The following is a 19,398-nucleotide window of genomic DNA, read 5'->3' on the forward strand; positions in this document are numbered from 1 at the left end:
CAACTTATTGGGTGTCCGGTATATACTAGTTATTAATAACCTTAATCACGACTCAATTAAATCTTAAAAGGCATGAGTATGACTCAGGACGAATTAAAAAAAGCGGTAGGTTGGGCAGCACTTGATTACGTAAAACCGGGCACTATTGTTGGTGTTGGAACGGGCTCGACAGCTTCACACTTCATTGATGCATTAGCAACAATGAAAGGTCAAATAGAAGGTGCGGTATCAAGTTCAGAAGCATCAACTCAAAAATTAAAATCATTGGGTATTACGGTATTTGATTGCAATGAAGTGGATTCCTTAGATGTTTATGTTGATGGCGCTGATGAAGTTGACCACCACATGAATATGATCAAAGGCGGTGGTGCGGCTTTAACACGTGAAAAAATTGTTTCTGCAATTGCAAAAACCTTTGTTTGTATCGTTGACGAATCTAAGTTAGTTGATGTGTTAGGTAAATTCCCTCTGCCTGTTGAAGTGATCCCAATGGCGCGTAGCTATGTGGCACGTGAATTGGTTAAACTGGGTGGCACGCCAGAGTACCGTCAAAATGTGATTACAGATAACGGTAATGTGATTTTAGATGTCCATAATTTAAATATTATTGACCCAGTGGCATTAGAAAATACCATTAATGGGATTGCAGGTGTTGTGACCGTTGGGTTATTCGCGAATCGTGGTGCAGACGTCGTCTTGATGGGAACTGCAAACGAAGGCGTTAAAACCATCAAGTTATAATCTATATCGTATTCAATTTTTTAATAAGCCAGTGGAGTTATACCCACTGGTTTTTTTGTCTTACTGGTATTTTGTCATTAGTTTATGATTTGATAGAAGCTAAATTAATTAACCAGTTTTATTAATATCACCAATTTGAAATTTATTTTATTTTTTTTAATATCTAGCTATTTTGGTGATATATCTCACACAAATAGGCATTGTGCAGGAAAAATCCTTATTTTGTGTTATCACCCCTGATTTTCTACCATTTAACTTCTTTTTCTTCGCGCTTTTTAGCATCCATTAAGCAAACGGTTGTATTGCTACTGCGCTATTTTTTGCTATGTTGGTATACGCTTCATAGCTCAAGGTAGATGGATGTCATCTCTCTTGAGCTATGTTAGGCAAACACATATGTTCATCTGTTATAAATCTTAAGTACGTTCACGATAGGGTAGGGAAATGGTTAAGGTATCTTTGCAAAAAGACAAAATTAAATTTTTACTGCTAGAAGGTGTGCACCAAAGTGCGGTTGATAACTTAAAAGCTGCGGGCTACACCAATATTGAATATCACAAAAGTGCGTTATCCGACGAAGAATTAAAAGAAGCGATTAAAGATGCACGTTTTGTAGGTATCCGTTCCCGTACTCATCTTACTGAAGAAATTTTTGCAGCAGCAGAAAAACTTGTTGCAGTGGGTTGCTTTTGTATCGGCACCAACCAAGTTGATTTAGATGCTGCGGCAAAACGCGGTATCCCTGTATTTAACGCACCATTTTCGAATACACGTTCCGTTGCAGAAATGGTATTAGGCCAATTATTACTTTTACTACGTCGTATTCCTGAAGCTAATATGCAAGCCCACCGTGGTATTTGGGAAAAACAAGCGAAAGGCTGTTTTGAAGCACGCGGTAAGCGTCTTGGTATTGTTGGATATGGCCACATTGGTACTCAGTTAGGGATCTTAGCTGAGGGTATCGGTATGAATGTTTTCTTCTATGATATTGAAAACAAACTACCATTAGGTAATGCAACTCAAGTTCGTTCTTTAACTGAACTTCTGAATATGAGCGATGTGGTTAGCTTACATGTCCCTGAGACCCCAAGTACGAAGAATATGTTTGCTAAAGAACAATTCGACCGTATGAAGCCTGGTTCTATTTTCATTAACGCATCACGTGGAACAGTTGTGGATATTCCTTCACTGGCAGCCGCGTTGGAAAGCAAACATTTATCAGGTGCTGCGGTGGACGTATTCCCAAGTGAGCCAGCTGCAAATAATGACCCTAATGACCCATTTATCTCTGAATTGATTAAGTTCGACAATGTGATTTTAACGCCGCACATTGGGGGCTCTACAGAAGAAGCTCAAGAAAATATTGGGTTAGAAGTAGCTAGTAAGTTGGCGAAATACTCTGATAATGGTTCAACACTATCTGCGGTTAACTTCCCAGAAGTTTCCCTGCCAGTCCATACTGAAGATACCAACCGTTTCTTGCATATTCATGAAAACCGCCCAGGTATTTTGAACAGCATCAACCAAGTCTTCACTGAAAATAACATTAACGTTGTTGGCCAGTATTTACGTACATCAGGCAACGTAGGTTATGTGGTTATTGATGTATTAATGCAAACGCCAAACCAAACAGATGAAGCACTCCAGAAATTAAAAGATTTGCCTGGAACCATTCGTGCGCGTTTACTGTTCTAAGTTACGCTAAAAATTGTGTGAAATGATGGCGCGGGTATTTATGACCAGCGCCATATTTTTTGCGGCGTAATAATTTCGGGTAAAGGAATATCCCAGTGTGCGATGGGGAGTTTTTCTACTTGCTGGCAATTATGGGCAAGACCTATCGGATAAAAACCGGTTTTTTGCCAATTTGCTAGAGTCCTATCATAGAACCCACCTCCCATACCTAACCGTTGCCCTTGAGTATCAAAAGCCACTAATGGGATAAGCATGATATCCAGTTTCTCAAGTGGTAGCACATCTCTAACATCAAGCGGTGGTTCATCAATATTAAATCTGTTTTTAACGAGTTGGCTATCGGGGCGATAGTGAAGAAACAATAAATGGTGGCGACTAAAAGGATGCAAAACAGGGAGATAGACTTGTTTGCCTTCAGCCCAGAGCGCCTGAATAAGCGGTTTAGTATCAATTTCGCCATCAAAAGAAAGAAACAACGCAATCGTGTTGGCTTGTGCTATTTTCGGGTGGTTTAATGCATTATGCATGAGTTGTTCCGCAGCGTCATATTGCTGCTGAGCGCTTAATTGACGACGTGCTTGGCGGATTGTTTGACGTACCTGCTGGCGTTGGGTCGAGAGGGAGTCTTGCATGTGATAACCTGTTATATATGCGATAAAAAACAGTTAACCAAGAAAGTAAATTACTTAAAGTATATCGCAAGATGAAAGGTTATGTAGAAAACAAATGAAAAATAAGCAGGAACTTAATTGAGGGTCTCCAAGATGCCGTTGTAGGCTGTAACCCTTGAACCCTTGGTTCAAGGTGAACGCAGTTTAGCAACCTTTAGGCTTCCTGAGCGAATCAGGCATGCTCACCAGCGCCATAACCACATTCTATTTAGTTGAAATATCGGCTCAGGGGACTCGCCCACTCACGCGCATCTCAGAGAAATTTGGTTTGAGAACTTATCGTTACTCAGTGATTTCATTGTACGAAACTAGATTTAAAATGCAACCTTAATTTTGTATATTTTTTTCTACTAGTGTCTGATTAATAAGCAGATTTACTCTAGGGGCAATACCTGCCTCTCAGTAATTTTCACCTGATCGTGCAACGCTTGTTCGATTGTGTGCTGCAACATTTTTATTTTCTCTTCCATATTATAAGCATAATCACGCGTTTTTGTCTTTTCTTGTGCTAATTCGTGACAGACGTTCAATGCTACGATAAAAATAAGTTGTTCCATATTGGTCACACCGCTTCTATCTTTCAGATTTTGCAAGCGTTGTTCTAATTCTTTAGCCGACTCAAGAAGGGCTTCTTTTTGTTCTGATGGGCAGTTAACTCGCATTGAACGCCCGAAAATCTGGATGTCGACAGGTTGTGCGGACATGATACCTCCATACTGAATAATACTCGCCATAAATACATCATATTTGGCGCAATTAATAGATAAGACAAAAGCATACTGGTCTAGCGGCTATCCTTGATGGTAGCATATCACGAATCATAAGCTAACATGACGAATTCAGATGTCTATACAAAAATCTTTACCAAACTATGAATCACTGGACAAACTACTGCAACAGCACTCAATCGCACTTACTGCCGCAGAGATCCATGGTCTAATAACCGGGTTGATCTGTGGTGGGGGACGTGATCAAAGCTGGCAAACGTTAGTCCATGACCTTGCTAACGATGGTTTAGCTTTTCCACAAACCGTTTCACAGCCACTGCGAGAACTTTTTGATACCACGTTTGAAGCACTTGATGATAGCGAGTTTGCATTTACTATGCTATTTCCTGACGAAGATGCTTCTGTTTTTGACCATGCTGATGCGCTAGCTGGCTGGGTAAATCACTTTTTATTAGGTGTTGGTGTTACACAACCGAAACTGGCTGATAAAAAAGAGATAAGCGAGGTTATCACAGATTTACGCAATATTGGTATGCTTGGTTATGATGAAGACGAAGACCAAGAAGAACTCGAGCAAGCGTTAGAAGAAGTGGTGGAGTATGTCAGGGTGGCGGTGCAATTATGTTACATTGCATTGATTGAGCCAACTAAAGGCCAAGGCCCAACCGCAGTGGAAAATGATAAGCCAGTTCTTCATTAGTTTCTTTTAACGTGTAACGTGAGTTTTCAAAGCCACTTAACTTTATCGGACGATATTATATTATTGATAAAATTAAGTGCTTGAAAACGGGGTGTATCCAGTTTTAAGTCATTTCGCCAGTGTATGTTGCTATGTGATTGGTTAAACACAAGCAATATATTCAGCAATCTAATTATTCTGATAATAAGGCAAAAACGGTATGAATAAACAGGAATTTATTTCTCGTCGCAATGCATTATTGGCTCAAATGCAACCAGGCAGTGCAGCAATTATTTTCTCAGCGCCTCCTGCGCAGCGTAATGCGGATTGCGAATACCCGTACCGTCAACACAGTGATTTCCTTTATTTGACGGGGTTTAGCGAACCTGAAGCCGTATTAGTGTTGATTAAGAGCGATGAAAAACATAGCCATTCTGTTCTTTTTAACCGTGTTCGTGATTTAACTGCTGAAATTTGGTTTGGTCGCCGCCTTGGCCAAGACGCCGCACCTGAAAAGTTAGGTATCGACAAAGCGTTACCTTTCAATGAAATAGAAGAACAACTTTATCAATTACTGAACGGCCTCGATGTGGTTTATCATGCACAGGGGGAGTTTGCCTATGCCGATAAATTAGTATTTGATGCCTTAGATATTTTACGTAAAGGCAGCCGCCGTCACTTACGAGCGCCACAAACATTGGTAGATTGGCGGCCGATTGTCCATGAAATGCGCTTATTTAAGTCAGAAGAAGAAATTAATACTCTGCGTATGGCTGGGCGAATTTCTGCTCTCGCACACGTTAGAGCCATGGAAACTTGCCGACCTAATATGTATGAATACCAACTTTGTGGTGAGTTAGAACACGAATTTACTCGCCATGGTGCACGTTTCCCTTCGTACAACTCCATTGTGGGTAGTGGTGAAAATGCCTGTATTTTGCATTACACCGAAAATGAGAGCCTAATGAAGGATGGCGAATTAGTCTTGATTGATGCGGGGGCAGAATTTGAAGGCTATGCAGGGGATATCACGCGTACTTTCCCAGTAAATGGTAAATTTAGCCAAGCGCAACGTGAAATTTACGATATCGTCCTTAAAGCGTTAAATACCGCGTTAGAGCTATACCGCCCGGGAACCAGTATTCATGAGGTGACTCGTGAAATTGTTCGTATCAAAACAGAAGGTCTTGTCGCACTTGGAATTTTACAAGGCGATGTGGATCAATTGATCGAAAACAAAGCATATCAGCCATTCTTTATGCATGGTCTAAGTCATTGGTTAGGGTTAGATGTACATGATGTAGGTTTTTATGGCACAGACCGCGACCGTACACTTGAAGTGGGGATGGTATTAACTGTTGAGCCTGGTTTATATATTGCTCCAGATGCCGATGTGCCACCACAATATCGCGGTATTGGTGTACGTATCGAAGATGATATTGTTATCACCGAAAACGGAAATGAAAACTTAACAGATTTAGTCGTGAAAGACCCTGATGAAATTGAAGCCCTAATGGCGGCAGTAACGCACAATTTAGGGTAGCTGTCAGTCATCATAGAAAGGTAATAAACAACGCATGAATGTGATCATCGTGGGGGGCGGTATGGCGGGTGCAACATTAGCACTGGCGATATCATCCCTTAGCCAAGGAAAATTATCGGTTTCATTAATCGAGGCAGCTTTGCCTGATGGCAAACATCCGGGATTCGACGCACGTGCGATTGCGCTAGCTCACGGTACTTGCCAGTCGTTAGCAAAAATAGGCGTTTGGCCTGCTTTAGCGGATTGTGTGACCCCCATTAATCATGTTCATGTGTCTGATAGAGGCCATGCTGGTTTTGTGAATATCGCAGCCGATGATTATCATATCGATGCTCTAGGCAATGTTATTGAACTGCACGAAGCTGGTGCCCGCCTATTTTCATTGTTACGTAAAGCCCCCGGTGTAACCCTTTATTGCCCTGCAAAAGTAGAAAATGTTTATCGTGAACAAGAGATTGTGACGGTCACCTTGGATAATGGAGATAAGGTGACAGGGGAATTACTGATTGCTGCGGATGGCAGCCATTCCGCGATTGGTAAAGCCTGCCATATGCAATGGCAACAGGACGATTATGGGCAAGTGGCTATTATCGCGAATGTGAAAACCGCCATAGACCCACAAGGCCAAGCCTTTGAACGCTTTACGGAATTTGGCCCATTAGCCTTGTTGCCAATGTCACAAGGCCGTAGTTCATTGGTTTGGTGCCATCAGCAAGAACAAGCTGACACAATCAGGTCTTGGGATGATGAGACATTCAAGGATAAATTACAGCAAGCATTCGGCTGGCGGCTAGGCGAAATCGTCATGGCCGGTAAGCGTCATTGTTATCCATTGGTATTACGTAAGGCGCTTAACCCTGTTAGTCATCGAGTCGTGTTAGTGGGGAACGCTGCTCAGACCCTGCATCCTATTGCGGGGCAAGGCTTTAATTTAGGTATCCGTGATGTGATGCAACTGGCTCACATTGTGGTAGATGCAAACGCGAAAGGGCAAGACATTGGCCGTTATTCATTACTTAGCCAATACCAGCAAGCCAGAGCGTTAGATAGAGACAAAACGGTTACGATAACCGACGGTTTGGTTCGTTTATTTGCGAATCGCTGTTTACCGCTTATTGTCGGGCGTAACTTAGGTTTAATGGCAATGGAAATGTTACCGCCAGCTCGTGATGTTTTGGCTCGCCAAACATTGGGTTGGGTTGCACACCAATAACCACGAAATAAAGAGGAATAAAAAATATGCAATCATTTGATGTGGTTATCGCCGGTGGTGGTATGGTTGGGTTGGCACTCGCTTGTGGGCTTGAAGGGAGTGGGCTCCGTGTTGCGGTAATTGAGACTCATCCACCCAAGGTACCATTTAGTGTAGCAGAGCCGCATGCATTAAGGGTATCTGCTATTAATGCGGCAAGTGAAAAGTTACTGACCCACTTAGGTGTATGGTCAACTATTAAAGGAATGCGAGCTTCTGCATATAATGGCATGGAAGTTTGGGATAACGATAGCTTTGGGCGTATTTCTTTTACCGCTCAAGAACGTAACCTGACGCATTTAGGGCATATTGTTGAGAATAATGTTGTACGTGATGCACTATGGCAAAAGGGGTCTCAGCTTCGCGATGTGACATTATTAGCCCCCGCAACAATTAAAAAAGTGGTGTGGGGAGAAAATGATGTTTTCATTACGTTAGATGATGAAAACATGTTAACGGCACGGTTGATTGTGGGGGCTGATGGGGCAAACTCGTGGTTGCGTAGCCATGCTGATATCCCATTAACCTTTTGGGATTATGAACATACCGCGTTAGTTGCTACGATCCGAACCGAAAAACCTCACGAAGGCGTTGCTCGACAAGCTTTTGATGGTGAAGGTATTTTGGCGTTTTTACCATTAAGTGACCCACATCTTTGCTCGATTGTCTGGTCTCAGCCTGCCACTGAGGCAGCAAGACGCCAGTCTTTAGAACCTGCTGATTTTAATAAAGAACTGGCGGTTGCATTTGATGTTCGTCTGGGTCTTTGCCAAGTGGAAAGTGAGCGATTAACCATTCCTCTCACAGGGCGTTATGCAAGGCAATTTGCAGCTCAACGCTTAGCTCTGTTGGGGGATGCGGCACATACTATTCATCCATTAGCAGGCCAAGGGGTTAACCTTGGGTTTATGGATGTGGCTATGTTGATTGGTGAAATTAAACGTTTGCACCGCGAAGGTAAAGACTTTGGTCAATATTTATACTTGCGTGATTACGAGCGCAGCCGTAAGCACAGTGCAGCGTTGATGTTAGCTGGTATGCAAGGCTTCCGTGAATTGTTTGATGGCAATAACCCTGCGAAGAAATTACTTCGTGATATCGGGCTGGTTTTAGCGGACAGCTTACCGGGTGTTAAACCGCAATTATTGAACCATGCGATGGGGCTGTTTGATATGCCGAAGTGGCTGGAACAGTTACAAGTCGAAGACACTCTCTAAATCCCTTTCTGCGAAGGCACAATCTTATAAATTGTGTCTTTTTCTTTTTTAATTTCAATATACAAAGTGTCATCACTGGTTTCTGTATACGAAATAACCCTGCCGATCTTGTTTTAGTATGAATAGCAGACTTTTCTCTTTTTATCATGACTGAAAAAAACTAATTACATTCATTTTTCGCATTAGTTTTATTTATATTGGTGTGATGAGTTTTATTGGCGAAGCTATCATTTAAATTCTTTAATTGATGATATTTTGAGCTCCTAGACGCTAAATGTAAGGGTTTTGAGTGATCATTCTCAATTATTTAACAAAAAGCACTGGCAAAATCAGAGCGCAATCAGTAATACAGATGGATGGTCGCCCTATTTTTTTTTATAGAATAGAACTGCAAACAGTGGTAGGTTTTTTAAAAGTTATCGTTTGCGTCGGGTTAAAATTATCTCGCGACTTTGTTGCAGATGGATAATTTTCACTACGCAATCACCCTGTCATATTAATTAATAATGTAAAGAGGGTATTCATGGTAAAGCAAACAACGCTATATGATGAACATATAGCCTGCGGTGCAAAAATGGTCGATTTTCATGGTTGGATGATGCCGTTGCATTATGGTTCGCAGATCAATGAACATAATTTTGTCAGAACCGAAGCAGGGATGTTTGATGTTTCCCATATGACTATTGTCGATTTACACGGCGAAGGCTGTCGTGATTTTCTTCGTTATCTTCTCGCCAACGATATCAATAAACTTACAGAGCAAGGTAAAGCCTTATATACAGGCATGCTGAATGCTTCAGGTGGTGTTATTGATGACCTGATTGTGTATTACCTCGCTGATGACTTTTATCGTCTCGTCGTCAACTCAGCAACACGCGATAAAGACCTCGCTTGGATTGAACAACATGCTAAAGGTTATGCAGTTGAAATTCGTGTTCGCGATGACTTAGCGTTATTAGCTGTCCAAGGGCCGCAAGCACCAGAAAAGGTTCATTCATTACTGAGTTCGGAACAAAATAGCGCCATTGAAGGAATGAAACCATTTTATGGTATTCAAACTGGAGATTTGTTCATCGCAACCACGGGCTATACCGGCGAAAAAGGTTATGAAATTGCTATGCCTAAAGAGCAGGTCGTTGAATTTTGGCATAAACTGCTTAAGGCAGGGGTACACCCAGCGGGCTTAGGGGCGCGGGATACTTTGCGCCTTGAAGCCGGTATGAACCTATATGGGCAAGATATGGATGAAACGATTTCACCATTAGCCGCGAATATGGGATGGACGATCTCTTGGAAACCAGAAGATCGCCAATTTATTGGCCGTGAAGCATTGGAAAAATTACGCGAACAAGGTACTGAAAAACTTGTCGGTATTGTGATGCGTGAAAAAGGTATACTGCGTGCAGGGCAAGTTGTCCGCTTTACTGATGAACTGGGGAAACTACAAGAAGGGGTAATAACCAGTGGCTCTTTCTCGCCAACCCTTGGCTTCAGTATTGCGTTAGCGCGTGTCCCGAACGGAATTCAAGACAAAGCAATTGTTGAAATCAGACAAAGAGAAATGCCAGTTGAAGTTGTTAAACCGGGCTTTGTCCGTGAAGGTAACTGCTTAGTGTAATTTGGGCGAATCTGATTAATAAATTTAAAAATTGAGAGGCTAATGATGAGCAATACACCTAAAGAATTAATGTACACCCGTGAACATGAGTGGCTGCGCGATGAAGGTAATGGTGAATTTACAGTTGGTATCACCGAACATGCGCAAGAAACGTTGGGTGACATGGTGTTTGTTGATTTACCCGAAGTGGGGACGGCGGTAAGTGCAGGTGATGACGTTGCAGTCGTCGAATCAGTTAAAGCAGCATCTGATATTTACGCACCACTGAGTGGCGAAATTGTGGCGGTTAATAGTGAGTTGAATGACGCGCCAGAACTCGTAAATGAACAGCCGTATCAAGAAGGTTGGATTTTCCGCATTAAAGCATCCGATACCGCAGAGCTGGCGGATTTGATTGATGCGGCGGGGTATACCTCTATGATCGAAGCCGAAGAATAGTTTATTCGTCATATTTTGTGTTGTGGCGGTGTTGGCTGCACTCGACAACTCGGGTCACATACTTGTGTATGTTCCCCAAGATTGTCTACGTTTGCCGCCTAGCCACAACGCAAACTATTTAGAATAAACACTTTTGGTTGTTGTGGCGGTGTTGGCTTCGCTCACTCGCCCTAGTCACATACTTATGTATGCTCCTAGGGTCTCATTTGCTTGCTGCCTAGCCACAAGATGAACTATTTATAGGATTTATCAATATGCTTATTTTGTGGGGGCAGCATTCGACAACTCGGGTCATATATTTGTGTATGTTCCCCAAGATTGTCTACGTTTGCCGCCTAGCCACAACGCAAACTATTTAGAATAAACACTTTTTAGTGATAGCCATAAGATGAGCTATTTATAGGATTGATAAAATCTAATTAGTTAGAAACAAGAAACAACCGCAATATCATTGATTTTAAGCGTTATCTCGCAAGTTCCGTAATAACCGCCCTACAACTTATGCATAGCAGACAAAGGATGGGAACACAGATATGTCGATGTCACTGAGTCAATTAGAAAATCGTTCAGAATTCATTTCGCGCCACATTGGTTCATCAGAACAACAATTAAAAACCATGTTAGACACCGTGGGTGCAACGTCATTAGATGCCCTGATGGACAAAATTGTCCCCAAAGCCATTTTGCTTGCAGAACCGCCAAGAGTGGGGGGGGGAGCAACTGAACAAGAAGCTTTAGCGGAATTAAAAGCAATAGCGTCACTCAATAAACGCTACAAAAGTTATATTGGTATGGGCTATGCCCCTGCTGTGCTTCCGCCAGTTATCTTGCGTAATTTATTAGAAAACCCAGGTTGGTATACCGCTTATACGCCATATCAACCGGAGGTGTCACAAGGCCGTTTAGAATCATTACTGAATTTTCAACAGTTAACTATCGACCTTACGGGGTTAGACCTTGCTTCTGCATCGTTATTGGACGAAGCCACCGCTGCGGCAGAAGCTATGGCGATGGCAAAACGGATCAGCAAACTGAAAGATGCAGAACGTTTCTTTGTGGCGGATGATGTTCATCCGCAAACTCTGGATGTTGTTCGCACACGTGCGGGGACTTTTGGTTTTGAAGTGATCGTGGATAGCGCAGAGAAAGCACTGGAACACGAAGGTGTTTTTGGTGTGTTACTTCAACAGGTTGGCACGACAGGTAATGTCCATGACTACAGTTCGCTATTTGCCCAATTAAAAGAGCGTAAAATTGTCAGTTGCGTTGCAGCAGATATGATGGCGCTAGTATTGCTCACTGCACCGGGTAAGCAAGGGGCGGATATTGTCTTCGGTTCAGCACAGCGTTTTGGCGTCCCGATGGGGTATGGTGGGCCACATGCGGCCTTCTTTGCTTGTCGTGACGAATTTAAACGAGCAATGCCGGGACGTATTATCGGTGTGTCACGGGATGCAGCAGGTAATACCGCACTGCGTATGGCGATGCAAACCCGTGAACAACATATTCGCCGTGAAAAAGCGAACTCGAATATTTGTACATCCCAAGTGCTGTTAGCCAATATCGCAGCCATGTATGCGGTTTATCATGGGCCAAAAGGGCTGAAAATAATTGCAGAGCGTATTCATCGCTTCAGCACTATTTTTGCCAAGGCATTAGCAGACGCAGGTTTTACATCACGCCATAAAACTTGGTTTGATACGCTCTGTATTGAAGTCGCTGACAAAACAGCGGTGCTAGCGCGTGCTGAAAAAGCCAAAGTGAATTTACGTACTGATATTCGTGGTGCAGTTGGCGTGACTTTTAGTGAAATCACGACTCGCCAAGATTTAAATGAATTGTTTGCGGTGATCACAGGTGTTGAAGCTAAGTTAGATTTTGAAAAACTAGACCAATCTGTTTCAGCGACAGAGCAAGCGATCCCAAGCTCTATGTTACGTGATGATGAAATTTTAGCTCATCCAAATTTTCATCGTTACCATAGTGAAACCGAAATGATGCGCTATATGCATAGTTTAGAGCGCAAAGATTTAGCCTTAAACCAAGCTATGATCCCTCTGGGTTCTTGTACGATGAAGCTTAATGCGGCTGCGGAAATGATCCCAATTACTTGGCCTGAATTTGGCGAGCTACACCCATTCTGCCCACCTGAGCAGGCTCAAGGTTATCACCAAATGATAGAGCAACTTTCCCATTGGTTAGTGCAATTGACTGGTTATGATGCAGTTTGTATGCAACCTAACTCAGGGGCTCAAGGTGAATATGCCGGTTTATTGGCTATTCGTCGCTATCATGAGAGTCGCAATGAAGGGGAGCGAAATATTTGTTTGATCCCGGCTTCTGCTCACGGTACCAATCCTGCCTCTGCGCATATGGCAGGTATGGAAGTGGTGGTAGTGCGTTGTGATGATGAAGGTAATATCGATTTAACGGATTTACGTGAAAAAGCTCAGCAACATAGCGAAGCTCTTTCTTGTGTGATGGTAACTTACCCATCAACCCACGGGGTATATGAAGAAAGTATTCGTGAAGTGTGTGAAATTATTCACCAATATGGTGGTCAAGTATATCTTGATGGTGCAAATATGAATGCTCAAGTTGGTTTAACAACACCGGGCTTTATTGGTGCGGATGTTTCTCACCTGAATTTGCATAAAACATTCTGTATCCCTCACGGCGGTGGCGGACCAGGTATGGGGCCTATCGGTGTGAAAAAACACTTGGCACCGTTCGTACCGGGGCATTCTGTGGTTGAGCAAGAAATGTTAACTGACCAAGGTGCGGTATCTGCAGCCCCATTTGGCAGTGCATCAATTTTGCCAATTAGCTGGATGTATATTCGGATGATGGGCTCTTATGGTCTACGTAAAGCTAGCCAAGTTGCTATTTTAAATGCGAATTATATTGCCAAGCGTCTTTCTGGCCGTTATGACATTTTATATACAGGGCAAGAAGGCTATGTTGCCCATGAATGTATTGTCGATTTACGCCCAATTAAAAGAGATACGGGTATCAGTGAGCTCGATATTGCTAAGCGCTTAATTGATTATGGTTTCCATGCGCCAACCATGTCTTTCCCTGTAGCAGGGACATTAATGATTGAACCGACAGAGTCTGAAAGCATAACTGAAATTGATCGGTTTATTGACGCCATGTTAGCGATACGCGATGAAATTGACCAAGTTGTGAAAGGGCAGTGGACACTAGAAGATAACCCTCTCGTGAATTCGCCTCATGTGCAAACGGAGCTAGCCGGGGAGTGGCCTCATAGTTATAGCCGTGAACTCGCAGCATTCCCAACAGCACAAACGAAAGCGAATAAATACTGGCCAGCAGTAAAACGGCTTGATGATGTGTATGGGGATCGTCATTTACACTGCTCATGTGTGCCGATTGAAGATTATATGTAGGAATATATCGCACACTTCTATTATATAATGTGAATTAAATACTCTTTAGGCTTGATTTCGGTGAGTTACTGAATTCAAGCCTTTATTTATTTAGGATTTATTTAACCTAAATATTGTGAGATACCCGTATAATTTTTACCTTGGTGTAGCTTTTCCACAGCACCTGTTTCTATAATGACTCGGTAAACCCCTCCATTAAGGTCAGCCACATACATCAGTTGTGCAGGCTTATCATATGTGAGTCCAATAGCCTCTTTAAAACCACGGCTTATCACCTTGTAATGGCTTAATCCATCAGCAGAAATATTGGCACAATTTAAGCTATTACCATCGGGCTCAGCGCCTCTATCTGTCCAATATAAAATATGGTTTTCTTCATCAAGCAATAAATCAATAGGTTCGGGGAGGTCTTGAAGGAGTAATTGAATATCGTTTCGTTGATTGGCCGATTGTTGGATTTTAGGCGTTAATGGCACCCTAAAAATACGACCTAAATTACCTTTAGGGGTCCCTTTCTGAGTCCAGTAAATCCAATTATTTGTGACATCAACAGTAATGCCAACACATTGGTCTAATATATCTACTTTATTGTGTTTATCTCGGGGTCTTGCTACATGGACGAATAAATCAGAACCATCAATATTACATGATGAAACCATACCACCTTCACGGTCACACCAATATAATCGTTGATTTACTAAATCAAGATGCAATTGTTTTGGCGTTCTTATCTTTCCGTTACCTACTAGTATTTTTCTGCCAGTACCATCAAAATTCATCACATTAATGGAACCATCGTCAGCCTCATAATCTTCACCCATATTACTCCAATAAATTAATCGGTTAGCAGGGTCAACGGCAATACCATCAGGGGTTCCACCGAGTCCTTCGATAATTGGAATTGTTTGATGTGTTGATTTATTGAATTGAATTATAGCGGGTGAATGGACATCTAGAAGTAAAAGATAAGGATTTGAATATTCATTGAATTTTTCCATTTTAAACCTCTCTGGCAAATGTTCAATGATAAAGATAGGAGCGATATTAATAATTGGCAAGTTATTAATATTGATATTTCTATATAAGTCGAGATTAATAATTATTAAAAAATATAAAGTAGTTTATTATTTAAATCAAAATAATAAATTAGTGAAAAGTATATCTTGCTGTGGGTAATACACATTAGATTAGATGAGTGTAACACGTTAAATAAAGCGGCTTTGTAGCCGCTTCTGACATAAATTACAGTAACCAGCCTTTTTGCTGAGCGAGTTCCAATTGTAATTTAAGTTGTTGATAAAATTCAGGTAGGATCTGCTGAATATAATCACATTTACTGAGGACTTGTTCCAGACGAATGTGGTTTTCGACCCAACTTTGGCCTTGATTATGCAGGTTCATCAGCATCGGCATCGCTCGGTCAATGGCATTCGCATACACAGATTCCGGGGTTTCTAATGCATCATATTCATTCCACAGAGCTAATAGCGTTTCATTTTGCGGGCTAGGCAGTAAGTTAAAAATACGCTTAGCCGCTTTAACTTCTTCTTCATGAATAGCATCACGAGCGGCATTATCAAATACCAATACATCACCTGCATCAATTTCAACAATGTCATGAACGAGGGCAAGTTTTATCGCATGTTCGATATTAATGCCTTGAACATAAGGTGCAAAACTCATTGCTGCAACGGCAAATTGCCAACTGTGTTCTGCTGTGTTTTCTTGGCGTTCACGGTTCAATAACTTATTTTTACGATAAACACTTTTGAGTTTATCTAATTCCATCAAAAATTGGACGACTTCGGTAAAAGCCCCAAAATTAACCACCTCTACGGGCTTGTTACCTAATGCAGATGACATAAAAACTCCAATTAATTCTCTTCTAATGAATAAGGTAATGGTGCGATAGTTAGATGACTTTGCTCATCCCCCATAACACGGAAAACGCTATCCGCTTTCATATCGTTATTCATAATGACTTGCACATAGATTTCGCCGCTACCTAAGCGAATAGCAGCTAAAACAGTTCCTGTACGGCGCCATTTATCACCAAGCTGCCATTCCACACCTTCACCAACGACAGGAATAGTGGTACCTGTACCTTTTAAGGTGTACATCGCACGTTTATTTGCACCACGGAATTTTGCACGGGCAACCATTTCTTGACCGGTATAACAGCCTTTTTTAAAGCTAATACCATCAGGTAGGGCTTGTAAGTTGGTTGCTTGAGGTAAATGTTGGGCACTATTTTGTTGATCGATAATCGCAAAACCGGCTTCGATATCAAGGGCTAACCATTGTTCATCGTTGACCTGAATAGCACCTAAGGTTTGGGCCATTTTTTGTGCCGTTTCTTCGTTCGTGATCACTAAAAAACGCTCTGTGGGTAATGCAAAATGTAATATTGTGGAGGCGTCGTCTGTAACCACTTGGTTTTGAGCGTCAGGTAATGCAGTAAATAATGTTGCCAGTGCTTCTCTAGCGCCTTTACCCGCGACTCCGACTAATTTCAGTTCTGTTTTTTTTTCAAAGGTGACTTTCGAAAAAACAGCATATTTTTTCAGTTCGGCGAGTTGTGAGTCGGCAACGCTGGTTCTTAATAAATATGAGTAGCCATCTAAATGATGGAATAGGCGGAGGTCGCTCCACATCTTACCTTTAGGATCACAATGTGCGGTTAATGCATGTGATTGCTTGAGTGTGGCGATATCTGCGGTTACTTGGCCTTGCAGGTATTTTTCTGCATCGGCGCCGTGGAGGTGAATAAGTTCCCAGTTTTCCAGTGAAATCAAAACGAGTGGTAAAGACTGAGATCCGAGAGGGAATTGCTGTGTACTATCAATTTGGTTAGTCATGATTTCACCTGTTGTTCTTTGATAGATAAAGGTGCCTAATGGTAAAATAGCTAGATAACATTGCAAGTAGTTATTATGATGAAGCTGTATTATCTAATAGTTTTTTATCATCTGTTTGTAGAAAAACGGTATTTTACTACTAAAATTACAACAATGTAGTCTATAACATGTTTTCTTAGCGGATAATCTGTTAGAGTATGGAAAATAATCAATCTAATCAGTTAACTGCAAAAAAGGCCGTAGTAGAATGGATATTGAGAATAAAGCGCGAATTCATTGGGCATGCCGCCGTGGTATGCGTGAATTAGATATTTCAATCATGCCGTTTTTTGAGTATGAATATGATGACCTAACAACTCACGATAAGCAGGTATTTGTCCGTTTATTAGAATGTGCGGACCCTGATTTATTCAATTGGCTAATGAATCACGGTCGTCCAGATGATGACGAACTTTTTCGTATGATTAAACTGATTCAGGAAAAAAATAAAAATCGTGGTCCTGTGGAAATCTAATCTCTCCATTTCATGGAAAACCCAACTGTTCTCAACCTGTGTTCATGGGGTCATTGGGATGTTTTTACTATTGGCTCCATGGTCCCCTGGTAACTCAATGATATGGTTGCCGCTATTAGTGGTTGTCGTTGCGAGTTGGGCAAAGAGCCAGAAAAATATCAGTAAAATAAAAGGGGTTGCTGTACTGGTTAATGGCAATAAGGTTCAGTGGAAGAAAAATGAATGGAGAATACTGAAAGCACCTTGGCTTACCCGCTATGGTATATTACTGACACTAGAAGCGTTACAAGGTAAACCACAAAAGCTCCATTTGTGGGTTGCAAAAGACGCATTGTCGGAAGAGAATTGGCGTAATTTAAACCAATTATTGCTGCAATACCCTGATATTTAGGCTACCAAAATCATAGGTGATAAATAAAATTGGTAGCCTGGTGTAGGGTAGGTAACCCTCACTTTGGGGGTTCGCTGAGCAAGTACATATAAACTTGCATCATAATAGCGCTTCAATTTCCTGAAAAATCTGCACACACCACTGCGCAATACGTTCATCGGTCTGTTCAAACTGGTGGACTTCATCTAATGCCAGCCCAACAAACATATCACCAGTTTCATTGAGTGGTTTAGGGCTATCAAAGGTATAGCCTTCAGTTGGCCAGAAACCGACAAATTTAGCGCCAGTTGGTTTTAGTTGATGATAGAGCATGCCAAGGGCATCAAGAAACCACTCGCCATAATCTATTTGGTCACCCAGTCCATACATCGCAATGATTTTATTTGCGAGGTTAAGATTGGGAAGCGCTTCCCAAATTTCAAGCCAATCTTCCTGTATTTCACCAAAATCCCACGTAGGTATTCCCAAAATAAGAACATCATACTGTTCCATTTCTGCTGGCGGTGTATCGTTAACGTTATGCAATGTGACTAAATCATCGCCGAGAATATCACGTATTTTTTCTGCAACCATTTCGGTATAACAGGTACTAGAACCGTAAAAAAGACCTATTTTCATATATATTATTACTATGTCCAGCTATGGTTTTCATCACAAGAGAGATATTGTAACAGAAGCAGCCACATTCAGGCATAATAGAATCGTGTGGTATTATCTAAAGGAAGCTTATCTGTCGTGGAAACAAAACAACTTAATCCATTAATTGAACAATTTCTTGATACAATTTGGCTTGAACAAGATCTAGCCGAAAATACATTGGCTTCTTATCGTAATGACCTTCAACTATTAGATAAATGGCTTGATGCGCATCAGTTGCATTTAGAAAGTGTTCAATCAATTGACTTACAATCTTTTTTTGCGGAACGTATTGATTGTGGATATAAAGCAACCAGTTCAGCACGTTTATTAAGTGCGATGCGTAGGTTATTTCAATATTTGTATCGGGAGAAAATCCGTCTGGATGACCCTTCTGCGGTGATTGCTGCCCCCAAAATTCCGCAGCGTTTACCCAAAGATTTAAGTGAAAAACAAGTTGAAGATTTATTAAATGCCCCTGCTACCGAAGATGCTTTAGAACTACGTGATAAGGCCATGTTGGAAGTGCTATATGCTTGTGGTTTGCGTGTTTCTGAATTAATCGGCTTAACTTTTTCAGATATTAGCTTGCGGCAGGGGGTTATTCGCGTTGTTGGTAAAGGCGATAAAGAAAGATTGATTCCCTTGGGGGAAGAGGCAATATATTGGCTAGAGAAATATATTGATGAAGGTCGCCCAGATTTATTAAATGGCAAAACTAGCGATATTCTATTCCCGAGTAAGCGTGGCACGAAAATGACTCGGCAAACGTTTTGGCATCGAATAAAATATTATGCAGTACTTGCACATATTGATAGCGAGCTACTCTCACCGCATGTTCTTAGACACGCATTTGCAACCCATTTACTCAATCATGGGGCAGATTTACGCGTGGTACAAATGTTGTTAGGTCATAGTGATCTTTCAACCACCCAAATTTATACTCATGTTGCTACTGAACGGTTACGAGTATTGCATGAGCAGCATCATCCAAGGGGGTGATGCAT

Annotated in this window: 18 protein-coding genes and 1 other RNA gene; 12 read left to right on the plus strand and 7 right to left on the minus strand. The window is 41.6% G+C overall.

What is annotated here, in order from left to right; translation table 11 throughout:
• The first annotated feature begins 78 nt into the window (after positions 1 to 78).
• Positions 79 to 741: a ribose-5-phosphate isomerase RpiA gene (rpiA, locus tag PZ638_RS06340; protein WP_136135327.1), complete on the plus strand. Its 663-nt coding sequence runs from the start codon at positions 79 to 81 to the stop codon at positions 739 to 741.
• Positions 742 to 1,185: 444 nt separating this feature from the next.
• Positions 1,186 to 2,436: a phosphoglycerate dehydrogenase gene (gene serA / locus PZ638_RS06345; RefSeq protein WP_004261923.1), complete on the plus strand. Its 1,251-nt coding sequence runs from the start codon at positions 1,186 to 1,188 to the stop codon at positions 2,434 to 2,436.
• A 38-nt stretch (positions 2,437 to 2,474) separates the two neighbouring features.
• Here serA and PZ638_RS06350 read toward each other — a convergent pair whose 3' ends face one another.
• The 3 genes from PZ638_RS06350 to zapA all read right to left on the minus strand — a co-directional run bounded on the left by PZ638_RS06350 (position 2,475) and on the right by zapA (position 3,811).
• Positions 2,475 to 3,068, minus strand: a complete 594-nt coding sequence (locus PZ638_RS06350) for a 5-formyltetrahydrofolate cyclo-ligase (protein ID WP_136135325.1) — start codon at positions 3,066 to 3,068, stop codon at positions 2,475 to 2,477.
• A gap of 120 nt (positions 3,069 to 3,188) precedes the next feature.
• A non-coding RNA gene (gene ssrS, locus PZ638_RS06355) (6S RNA) lies at positions 3,189 to 3,370 on the minus strand.
• Positions 3,371 to 3,481: 111 nt separating this feature from the next.
• Positions 3,482 to 3,811, minus strand: coding sequence for a cell division protein ZapA (gene zapA, locus PZ638_RS06360; protein WP_004913067.1), 330 nt, complete (start codon positions 3,809 to 3,811; stop codon positions 3,482 to 3,484).
• Positions 3,812 to 3,950: 139 nt separating this feature from the next.
• On the opposite strand from zapA, the gene PZ638_RS06365 reads away from it, so the two are divergent.
• The 7 genes from PZ638_RS06365 to gcvP all read left to right on the plus strand — a co-directional run bounded on the left by PZ638_RS06365 (position 3,951) and on the right by gcvP (position 13,992).
• Positions 3,951 to 4,535 (plus strand): YecA/YgfB family protein, encoded by a 585-nt coding sequence (locus PZ638_RS06365; protein WP_094962992.1) that lies wholly within the window; start codon positions 3,951 to 3,953, stop codon positions 4,533 to 4,535.
• A 199-nt stretch (positions 4,536 to 4,734) separates the two neighbouring features.
• Positions 4,735 to 6,057, plus strand: a complete 1,323-nt coding sequence (gene pepP, locus PZ638_RS06370; protein WP_112307208.1) for a Xaa-Pro aminopeptidase — start codon at positions 4,735 to 4,737, stop codon at positions 6,055 to 6,057.
• Between the two features lie 34 nt (positions 6,058 to 6,091).
• Complete coding sequence (ubiH, locus tag PZ638_RS06375; protein ID WP_112307209.1) at positions 6,092 to 7,270, plus strand: 2-octaprenyl-6-methoxyphenyl hydroxylase; 1,179 nt, start codon at positions 6,092 to 6,094, stop codon at positions 7,268 to 7,270.
• Positions 7,271 to 7,296: 26 nt separating this feature from the next.
• A complete protein-coding gene (gene ubiI / locus PZ638_RS06380) occupies positions 7,297 to 8,526 on the plus strand; it encodes an FAD-dependent 2-octaprenylphenol hydroxylase (protein ID WP_272674080.1) in 1,230 nt (409 codons plus the stop codon).
• A gap of 523 nt (positions 8,527 to 9,049) precedes the next feature.
• Entirely contained in the window at positions 9,050 to 10,144 is a 1,095-nt protein-coding gene (gcvT, locus tag PZ638_RS06385; RefSeq protein WP_096863171.1) for a glycine cleavage system aminomethyltransferase GcvT, read from the plus strand.
• A gap of 45 nt (positions 10,145 to 10,189) precedes the next feature.
• Positions 10,190 to 10,582: a glycine cleavage system protein GcvH gene (gcvH, locus tag PZ638_RS06390; RefSeq protein ID WP_036958523.1), complete on the plus strand. Its 393-nt coding sequence runs from the start codon at positions 10,190 to 10,192 to the stop codon at positions 10,580 to 10,582.
• 533 nt (positions 10,583 to 11,115) lie between these two features.
• Positions 11,116 to 13,992 carry an aminomethyl-transferring glycine dehydrogenase gene (gene gcvP, locus PZ638_RS06395; protein ID WP_181488246.1) on the plus strand — a complete coding sequence of 959 codons (2,877 nt, stop codon included), beginning with the start codon at positions 11,116 to 11,118 and terminating at the stop codon, positions 13,990 to 13,992.
• 101 nt (positions 13,993 to 14,093) lie between these two features.
• Here the strand turns inward: gcvP and PZ638_RS06400 are convergent, their stop codons facing one another.
• From PZ638_RS06400 to ygfZ, 3 genes are all read right to left on the minus strand, one after another.
• Positions 14,094 to 14,990, minus strand: coding sequence for a YncE family protein (locus PZ638_RS06400; RefSeq protein ID WP_272674082.1), 897 nt, complete (start codon positions 14,988 to 14,990; stop codon positions 14,094 to 14,096).
• Between the two features lie 244 nt (positions 14,991 to 15,234).
• The gene (locus PZ638_RS06405) at positions 15,235 to 15,855 is read right to left on the minus strand and encodes an HD domain-containing protein (RefSeq protein ID WP_004261871.1); all 621 of its coding nucleotides are present in this window, start codon (positions 15,853 to 15,855) and stop codon (positions 15,235 to 15,237) included.
• Positions 15,856 to 15,866: 11 nt separating this feature from the next.
• Positions 15,867 to 16,850 carry a tRNA-modifying protein YgfZ gene (gene ygfZ, locus PZ638_RS06410; RefSeq protein ID WP_272674084.1) on the minus strand — a complete coding sequence of 328 codons (984 nt, stop codon included), beginning with the start codon at positions 16,848 to 16,850 and terminating at the stop codon, positions 15,867 to 15,869.
• A 247-nt stretch (positions 16,851 to 17,097) separates the two neighbouring features.
• Between ygfZ and sdhE the strand changes: the two genes are divergently transcribed.
• A complete protein-coding gene (gene sdhE, locus PZ638_RS06415) occupies positions 17,098 to 17,364 on the plus strand; it encodes an FAD assembly factor SdhE (RefSeq protein WP_004261864.1) in 267 nt (88 codons plus the stop codon).
• A complete protein-coding gene (locus PZ638_RS06420) occupies positions 17,345 to 17,755 on the plus strand; it encodes a protein YgfX (RefSeq protein ID WP_036958456.1) in 411 nt (136 codons plus the stop codon). Before sdhE ends, PZ638_RS06420 begins: the two co-directional genes overlap by 20 nt.
• 99 nt (positions 17,756 to 17,854) lie before the next feature.
• Here PZ638_RS06420 and fldB read toward each other — a convergent pair whose 3' ends face one another.
• Positions 17,855 to 18,373: a flavodoxin FldB gene (gene fldB / locus PZ638_RS06425; RefSeq protein ID WP_004261816.1), complete on the minus strand. Its 519-nt coding sequence runs from the start codon at positions 18,371 to 18,373 to the stop codon at positions 17,855 to 17,857.
• 117 nt (positions 18,374 to 18,490) lie between these two features.
• On the opposite strand from fldB, the gene xerD reads away from it, so the two are divergent.
• Entirely contained in the window at positions 18,491 to 19,393 is a 903-nt protein-coding gene (gene xerD, locus PZ638_RS06430) for a site-specific tyrosine recombinase XerD (RefSeq protein WP_004261814.1), read from the plus strand.
• The last annotated feature ends 5 nt before the right edge of the window (positions 19,394 to 19,398 follow it).

Source organism: Providencia hangzhouensis, assembly GCF_029193595.2.
Classification (GTDB): Bacteria; Pseudomonadota; Gammaproteobacteria; order Enterobacterales; family Enterobacteriaceae; genus Providencia; species Providencia hangzhouensis.